The sequence below is a fragment of the Stenotrophomonas sp. S41 genome (genome assembly GCF_016624625.1).
In the GTDB taxonomy this organism is placed as follows: domain Bacteria; phylum Pseudomonadota; class Gammaproteobacteria; order Xanthomonadales; family Xanthomonadaceae; genus Stenotrophomonas.
Genome location: NZ_JACVTV010000163.1, coordinates 1 through 7,056, shown reverse-complemented (window position 1 = coordinate 7,056; position 7,056 = coordinate 1). Strand labels below are relative to the sequence as shown.

Genomic DNA, 7,056 nt, shown 5'->3' with positions numbered 1-7,056 from the left:
AACATTCCTTCTCCAGAGGGAAAAGGTGTCAACCCAATTCAGGACGGGTCACTCCCATGAAAAAAGCCCGCCGGAATCCGGCGGGCTTTTTCGTTTATCGGGCCGTTGGCCTCAGGTCCAGCCGAAAAGCTCGAACAGCTTCAGGATCAGGTACGCACAGCCGCCGGCGGCGGGGATGGTCAGGATCCAGGCCCAGACGATGCGCTCGATCACGCCGAACCTCAGCGAACGCGGGTTCTTGGCGAAGCCCACGCCCATGATGGCGGTGGAGATGCTGTGGGTGGTCGAGACCGGCATGCCGAAGTGGGCGGCCAGGGTCAGGATCGTGGCCGAACTGGTCTCCGCGGCGAAGCCGTGGATCGGGTGCAGCTTGACCATCTTGTGGCCCAGGGTCTTGATGATCTTCCAGCCGCCCGAGGCGGTACCGGCAGCCATCACCACCGCGCAGGTCAGCACGATCCACATCGCGATGCCGTCACCGGCGTGCGCGTCCGGGTGCATGAAGGCCAGCCACGACGGCAGGTCGTTCAACGCGCCGGTGGCTTCGGCACCGATCAGGGTCATGGCGATGATGCCCATGGTCTTCTGCGCGTCGTTGTGGCCGTGGGCGAAGCCCATATAGGCCGCCGAGGCGATCTGCGCCTTGCCGAAGAAGGCATTGACGATGCGCGGGCGCGCCAGGCGGCCGATGGCGCCGCCGATCTTGGCCAGACCGGCGATGATCGCCCACAGCAGCACCATCACCACGATGCCGAGCAGGAAGCCGGCAATCGGCGAGGTGATCATCGGCACGAACACCTTCCACAGCAGGCCCTTGTTCTGCGCCCAGCTGCCCAGGCGCTCGGACCAGATCAGCGCGTCCCAGTTGTTGTGGGCCGCGGCCAGGCCGGCGCCACACAGGCCGCCGATCAGGGCGTGCGAGGAGGAGGACGGCAGGCCCTTCCACCAGGTGATCAGGTTCCAGATGATGCCGCCCAGCAGCGCGCAGAGGATCACCTGCGGGGTGACATCCACGACGTTGGTGTTGAGCAGGCCCGAGGCGATGGTGAGTGCGACTGCGGTGCCGGTCAGCGCGCCGAGCAGGTTCATGCCCGCCGCCAGCATCACCGCCCAGCCGGGCGAAAGCACTTTGGTCGCCACCACGGTGGCAATGGAATTGGCAGTGTCGTGGAAACCGTTGATGAACTCGAAGACGAGCGCGGCCAGGATCACCACCAGGACAAGGGTCAACATGCGGCGGCGTCCGTCAGCTGTTCTTCAAGACGATCTGGTACGCCACGACGCCCGCCTCGCGGCAGCGGTCGATGGCCTTTTCCAGGATCTCGAAGAATTCCTTCAGCAGGAACATTTGCAGGTTGTCGAGGCGGCCCGAGTAGATGTCGCGGTACAGCTCGAGCATCAGGCGGTCGGCCTCGTTCTCCAGCGAGCGCAGCTTCTCGTTCAGCGCGGTCATGCGGTCCAGGTTCATGTGGCGCAGGTCGGCCACCATCTCCACCACCACGCCGGCCGCCTGTTCCAGCATCGCCGCGCGCGGCGCGAAGTCGATGTGTTCCAGGTGGGTCGTGGCCAGCGAATAGCGATCGGCGAACTTCTCGATCTGCTTCGGAATCTTGTACAGGGCCGAACCCAGCGCTTCGATGTCCTCGCGCTCGATCGGGGTCATGAAGCTGTCCACCAGCGCCTGGCTGATCTTGTCCGAGGCGGCGCGCTCGCGCAGGCGGGCCAGCTTGAAGGCGTCCAGCGCGGGCTGGCGGTCGGCCTCGCGCAGCATCGAATGCAGTGCCTTGGCGGCGTCGTTGGCCGCGACGGCAGCCTCATCGAGCAGGGTGTAGAACTGTTTGCCGGAACCGAAAATGGTCTGCAGAGAGAACATTGAGAAACCTGTCAGCCGTCGCGGGAAGGACGGCACCAGGACGAATTATGACGGCTAGATGACCATTCCGGGTATCCCCGCCCCCCAAGAGGGGGTGGAAACCCCCAACCTGAACAGGTAGTTGCCACCCTGCCATGGGCCTTTGCTAAGATGCCAGCGCGCCCCCGGGCGCACCTTATGGACGACGACCCTTACCCCCCTGCGCCGCGCCGGACCCCGTTCCTGAGCGCCTGCCGCCACTGCAAGCACCCGCCCTCCCTGCCACCAACCGGGGACGACGCCCGTGTTTGAAATGATCCTGATTGTTTTCGCGCTTGTTCTTCTGAACGGCTTCTTTGCCATGTCCGAGATGTCGGTCATGACCTCGCGCAAGAGCCGCCTGAAGCAGATGGCGGCCACCTCCAAGCGCGCAGCCAAGGCGTTGGAGCTCTCCGAGAAGCCTGAAAGCTTCCTGTCCACCGTCCAGATCGGCATTACCGTCATCGGCGTCCTGACCGGCTATCTGGGCGGTGAGGCACTGGGCGAAGCCTTCGGCGGCTGGATCGAGGGGCTGATGCCCGGCTTTGCCTATGCCGGCAAGATCGGCACGGTGCTGGCCGTCAGCCTGATCACCTTCATCACCCTGATCTTCGGCGAGCTGGTGCCCAAGCGCCTGGCCCTGACCCGGTCCGAGGCCATCGCCGGCCTGGTGGCCATGCCGATGAGCTGGCTGGCCAAGCTGGCCCTGCCCTTCGTCTGGCTGCTGTCCAAGACCACCCAGCTGATGCTGAAGGTGATGGGCCTGGGCCAGGACGAGGCTGCCCAGGTGACCGAAGAAGAGATCCGCATGCTGGTGGCCGAGAGCCACGAGGCCGGCGTGATCGACACCCACGAGCGCGACATGATGAACCGTGTCATGCGCCTGGGCGACCGCACCGCCGACAGCCTGATGACCCCGCGCAACCGCATCGCCTGGCTCGACACCCAGGCCGGGCTGGAGCGCAACCTCGAAATCATGGCCGAGCACGAGTTCTCGCGGTACCCGGTGCTGCGCGACAACGACATGGACGTGGTCGGCATCCTGGAACTGAAGTCGCTGGCCACGCGCATGGCGCGCGGTGACAACGCGCTGTTCCAGACCCTGCGCGAGCCGCTGTACGTTTCCGAATCGACCCACGCGATGAAGCTGTTGGAGATCTTCCGCGAGGAACAGCAGTCGATGGCGCTGGTGGTGGACGAGTACGGCGAGATCCAAGGCCTGGTGACCATCAGCGACCTGATGGGCGCGGTGGTCGGCCGCCTGCAGGCAGTGGAAAACGCCGACGAAGACGCGCTGGTGGTGACCCGCGAGGACGGCTCGCTGCTGGTGGATGGTTCGCTGCCGATCGAGGACCTTCGCGAACTGATCGGCAGCAACGAGCTGCCCGATGCCGAGGACGGCGACTACTACACGCTGGCCGGCATGTGCATCCACTACTTCGGTCGCATCCCGCATGCAGGCGAATACTTCGATTGGGCCGGCTGGCGCTTCGAGGTGGTCGACCTGGACGGCGCACGCGTGGACAAGCTGCTGCTGCGCACCCTGTCCGATGAGCAGGCCGATGAGCTCACCGCCTGAGTCCAACCAGGCGCCGCACGAGGGATCGGGCGAGCCGCGCCCGATCTACCGCAACGAGGGCATCCGTACCCTGCTGGCGATGTTCGCCTCCGGCGACCCGGCTGAGCACATGCCACTCGGGCAGATCCTCAAGGACCTGCAGCAGAGCGCTTTCGGCGTATTCCTGTTCGTCGCCATCCTGCCCTCCTTCATCCCGATCCCGGGCATGGGCGGCGCGGTCAGCGGGCCGCTGGTGGTGTTGATTGGGCTGCAGATGCTGTTCTGCCGGCGCAAGCCGTGGCTGCCGGGTTTCATTGCCCGCCGCGGGCCAAAGCGCGGCACCATGCACAGCTTCCTGGATCGCATCGACCGTCCGCTGCGGCGGTTGGACCGGATGCTGTCGCCGCGCATGCCGCAGCTGCTGATCCCGCTGCCGGCGCATGCGTTCACCGGCCTGCTGCTGGTGCTGCTGGGCGTGCTGTTGTCGCTGCCGATCCCGTTCACCAACTTCCTGTTCGGCTTCCAGCTGCTGCTGTTCGCGCTGGCGCTGCTGGAACGCGATGGTGCGTTGATGCTGTTCAACTGGGTTGCCGGGCTGGTGGCGATCGCCTTCTTCGGCTTCAGTTCCGGGCAGCTGGTGGGGTATACGGTGGAGCTGTTCCAACGCTGGTTTTGAGTACCGGCATCCATTTCAACGCGCTGGTAGAGTCGGGGGGGGGGGGGGGGGGGGGGCGGGGGGGGGGGGGGGGGGCCCCGGCCCCGCCCCCCCCCCGGGCGCCCGCGCCCCCCCCCCCCCCCCCCCCCCCCCCCCCCCCCCCCCCGGCACTACCCTCTGCGGATGACATGATCATCCACGCATGGCGTGGATCTACTGGATCGCGCGCACGACATGGACCCATGCGGAAATCGCTCGGGCGGCGTGGACCAATGCGTAAGCAGTAGATCCACGCCATGCGTGGATGAAGCAGCGGTAGCGCCGGGCCATGCCCGGCGGAATTGCTCACCGCAGGTCAATGAACCCGTTGTCGCCCAGCTGCGCCGGCTCGTCCTGCACCGCCGACAGCACGAAGCTCAGCGCCTTGCCCAGCAGCGTGCCCGGGCCATCCCAGTACTCCGCCGAATCGGCGCGCACGTGGATCAGCCGCAGGTTCGGATCATCCTTGCCACCCGGGAAGAACAGCTTCATCGGCGGCGACCACAGCTCCTCGATCTTCTCCCGGTCATCGACGATGCGCGCGCGTCCGGCCACCGACACGTACGTGTTCTTCGATGGCGAGGCATAGGCCACGTTGACCCGCGGATTGAGCGCGATCTCGGCCACCTTCGGGCTGTCTGCAGCGGTGGCGAACCAGAGGTCGCCATCGAAGGCGACCTGCTGGGTGCCCAACGGGCGGCTGTACAGGCGGCCGTCGACGCCGACGGTGGTGAACATGGCCACCTCCACGTCCTTGATCAGTTCGGCCAGCTGGGCAATGTGTTCGGCGCGGGAATCGGCCATGGTGGGGGCTCCGGTTGCAGGAGCCCCCATCAGACCCGGCGCGGCTGCAATGCGCCGTGATGCCGATGTTCAGCCCGCGTGGCGGGCGTGCCAGGCCTGCATGGCCAGCTCGAACGAGCGCAGGCGCGCGCGGTGGTCGTACAGGTTGGCGGTCAGCATCAGTTCGTCGGGCTTGTGGCGGTCGACGAAGGCGGCAATGCCCTCGGCCACCTGCTGCGGATCCCCCAGCACGGTGCAGGCCAGCGCGCGCTCCACGCCCAGCTTCTCGTGCGGTTCCCAGAAGGTCTCGATGTCGTCGATCGGCGCCGGAATGCGGCCCGGGCGGCCGCGGCGCAGGTTGACGAAGCTCTGCTGCTGGCTGGTGAACAACCGGCGCGATTCGGCTTCGCTGTCACTGGCGACGACATTCAGCGCGAGCATCGCGTGCGGCTGCTTGAGCGTGGCCGAGGGGCGGAATTCGCGGCGATAGACCGCCAGCGCTTCATCCATCGAATCGGGCGCGAAATGCGAGGCGAACGCATACGGCAGGCCCATCGAGGCGGCCATGCGCGCGCCGAACAGGCTGGAACCGAGGATCCAGGTCGGCACCCGCAGGCCACCACCGGGAACGGCCTGCACGGCCTGGCCAGGCTGCACCGGTTCGAAGTAGTGCAGCAGCTCGCGCACGTCCTGCGGGAACTGGTCGGCGCTGTCGAAATAGCGGCGCAGCGCGCGCGCGGTGGGCTGGTCGGTGCCGGGCGCGCGGCCCAGGCCGAGGTCGATGCGGTCGGGGTACAGCGACGCCAGCGTGCCGAACTGCTCGGCCACCTGCAGCGGCGCGTGGTTGGGCAACATGATGCCGCCGGAGCCGACGCGGATGCGCTGGGTGCCGCCGGCCACGTGGCCGATCAGCACGGCGGTCGCCGCGCTGGCGATGCCGGGCATGTTGTGGTGTTCGGCCAGCCAGTAGCGGCGATAGCCCAGCGCATCGGCGTGCTGGGCCAGTTCCAGCATGTTGGCAAAGGCGGCGGTGGTATCGCTGCCCTCGCAGACCGGGGCCAGGTCGAGGATCGACAACGGGATCATCAGGCGTATTTCCGTCACAAGATGTCCCCTGCATGGGGTCGGGACGGGGCCACGGCCAGTGACGGTGGCAGGATGCTGATTCCTGCGGGGCGGGTGTAGAGCCGAGCCCATGCTCGGCTGCCGGTGGGCGGCGAAAAAGAGCCGAGCATGGGCTCGGCTCTACAGAGTCGCGCGGTCAGAACGCGCTGGGGCGCGGCTCGGCCAGCGGTTCGTCGACCATTGGCTGCAGCGCCGCATCCAGCGCCACGCGCTCATCGAACACGAAACAACGGCCCTCGTAGCCCTCGCCGCCCACTTCGTCGAAGTAACCGAGGATGCCGCCGTCGAGCTGCAGCACGTTGTCCATGCCGTCGTTGACCATCCATAGCGCCGCCTTCTCGCAGCGGATGCCACCGGTGCAGAAGCTGACCACGGTGCTGTCCTTCAGCGCCTCGCGGTGCGGCGCCAGGGCCTCGGGCAGGTCGGTGAACTTGTGGATGGGCAGCACCAGCGCGTCCTTGAACGTGCCGTACTCCACTTCCTGCAGGTTGCGCGTGTCGAGCATCACCACCGGCTTGCCGGCATCGTCGTGGCCCTGGCGCAGCCAGCGCTGCACGGTGGCCGGGTCCACGGCCGGCGCGCGCGGGTACTCCAGCGGCTGGCCGTCATCGCGGCGGAAGCTGATGATCTCGCCCTTGACCTTGGCCTTCAGGCGCGCGAACGGCTGGTGCTCGCTGAAGCTGGTCTTGACCCGCATGTCGGCAAAACGCGCATCGGCATGCAGGGCGGCGTAGAAGCCCTCGATCGCCTCCGGTGCACCGGCCAGGAACAGGTTCAGGCCCTCGCCCGCCACCAGGATCGTTCCACGCAGCTCCGCGGCCTCGGCACGCGCCAGCAGCTGGTCGCACAGGACCTGGGGGGCGTCGATGACGGCGAAGTGGTAGGCGGCGGTATTGGCGATCATCCCGCCATTTTAGCGCCTCGCGCCCGAACAGGCAGATTCGGGGGTCAGAGCCCTCCGCGCAGCGGAGGGATCCGACCCCGTGCCGGCCAGCGGCCGGCACT

At 67.1% G+C, this 7,056-nt stretch carries 7 protein-coding genes; 2 read left to right on the top strand and 5 right to left on the bottom strand.

The genetic code is table 11. From position 1 onward, the window contains the following. Positions 1-111 precede the first annotated feature (111 nt). A complete protein-coding gene (locus IAE56_RS20220) occupies positions 112-1,233 on the bottom strand; it encodes an inorganic phosphate transporter (protein ID WP_108768456.1) in 1,122 nt (373 codons plus the stop codon). A gap of 13 nt (positions 1,234-1,246) precedes the next feature. After that, the gene (locus IAE56_RS20215; RefSeq protein WP_079221423.1) at positions 1,247-1,873 is read right to left on the bottom strand and encodes a DUF47 family protein; all 627 of its coding nucleotides are present in this window, start codon (positions 1,871-1,873) and stop codon (positions 1,247-1,249) included. 292 nt (positions 1,874-2,165) lie between these two features. On the opposite strand from IAE56_RS20215, the gene IAE56_RS20210 reads away from it, so the two are divergent. Together IAE56_RS20210 and IAE56_RS20205 are read left to right on the top strand one after the other, a co-directional pair. Then, entirely contained in the window at positions 2,166-3,470 is a 1,305-nt protein-coding gene (locus IAE56_RS20210; protein WP_079221422.1) for a hemolysin family protein, read from the top strand. Next, positions 3,454-4,125 (top strand): exopolysaccharide biosynthesis protein, encoded by a 672-nt coding sequence (locus IAE56_RS20205; RefSeq protein ID WP_200753746.1) that lies wholly within the window; start codon positions 3,454-3,456, stop codon positions 4,123-4,125. The genes IAE56_RS20210 and IAE56_RS20205 overlap by 17 nt, the downstream gene beginning before the upstream one ends. 324 nt (positions 4,126-4,449) lie before the next feature. Here the strand turns inward: IAE56_RS20205 and IAE56_RS20200 are convergent, their stop codons facing one another. The 3 genes from IAE56_RS20200 to IAE56_RS20190 form a co-directional block, all read right to left on the bottom strand. Next, positions 4,450-4,947, bottom strand: a complete 498-nt coding sequence (locus tag IAE56_RS20200; protein WP_108768453.1) for a pyridoxamine 5'-phosphate oxidase family protein — start codon at positions 4,945-4,947, stop codon at positions 4,450-4,452. Positions 4,948-5,016: 69 nt separating this feature from the next. Beyond that, on the bottom strand, positions 5,017-6,012 hold the full coding sequence (locus IAE56_RS20195; protein WP_108768452.1) for an LLM class flavin-dependent oxidoreductase: 996 nt from the start codon (positions 6,010-6,012) through the stop codon (positions 5,017-5,019). A gap of 175 nt (positions 6,013-6,187) precedes the next feature. Continuing rightward, positions 6,188-6,955, bottom strand: a complete 768-nt coding sequence (locus IAE56_RS20190) for a sulfurtransferase (protein WP_200753745.1) — start codon at positions 6,953-6,955, stop codon at positions 6,188-6,190. Positions 6,956-7,056 lie beyond the last annotated feature (101 nt).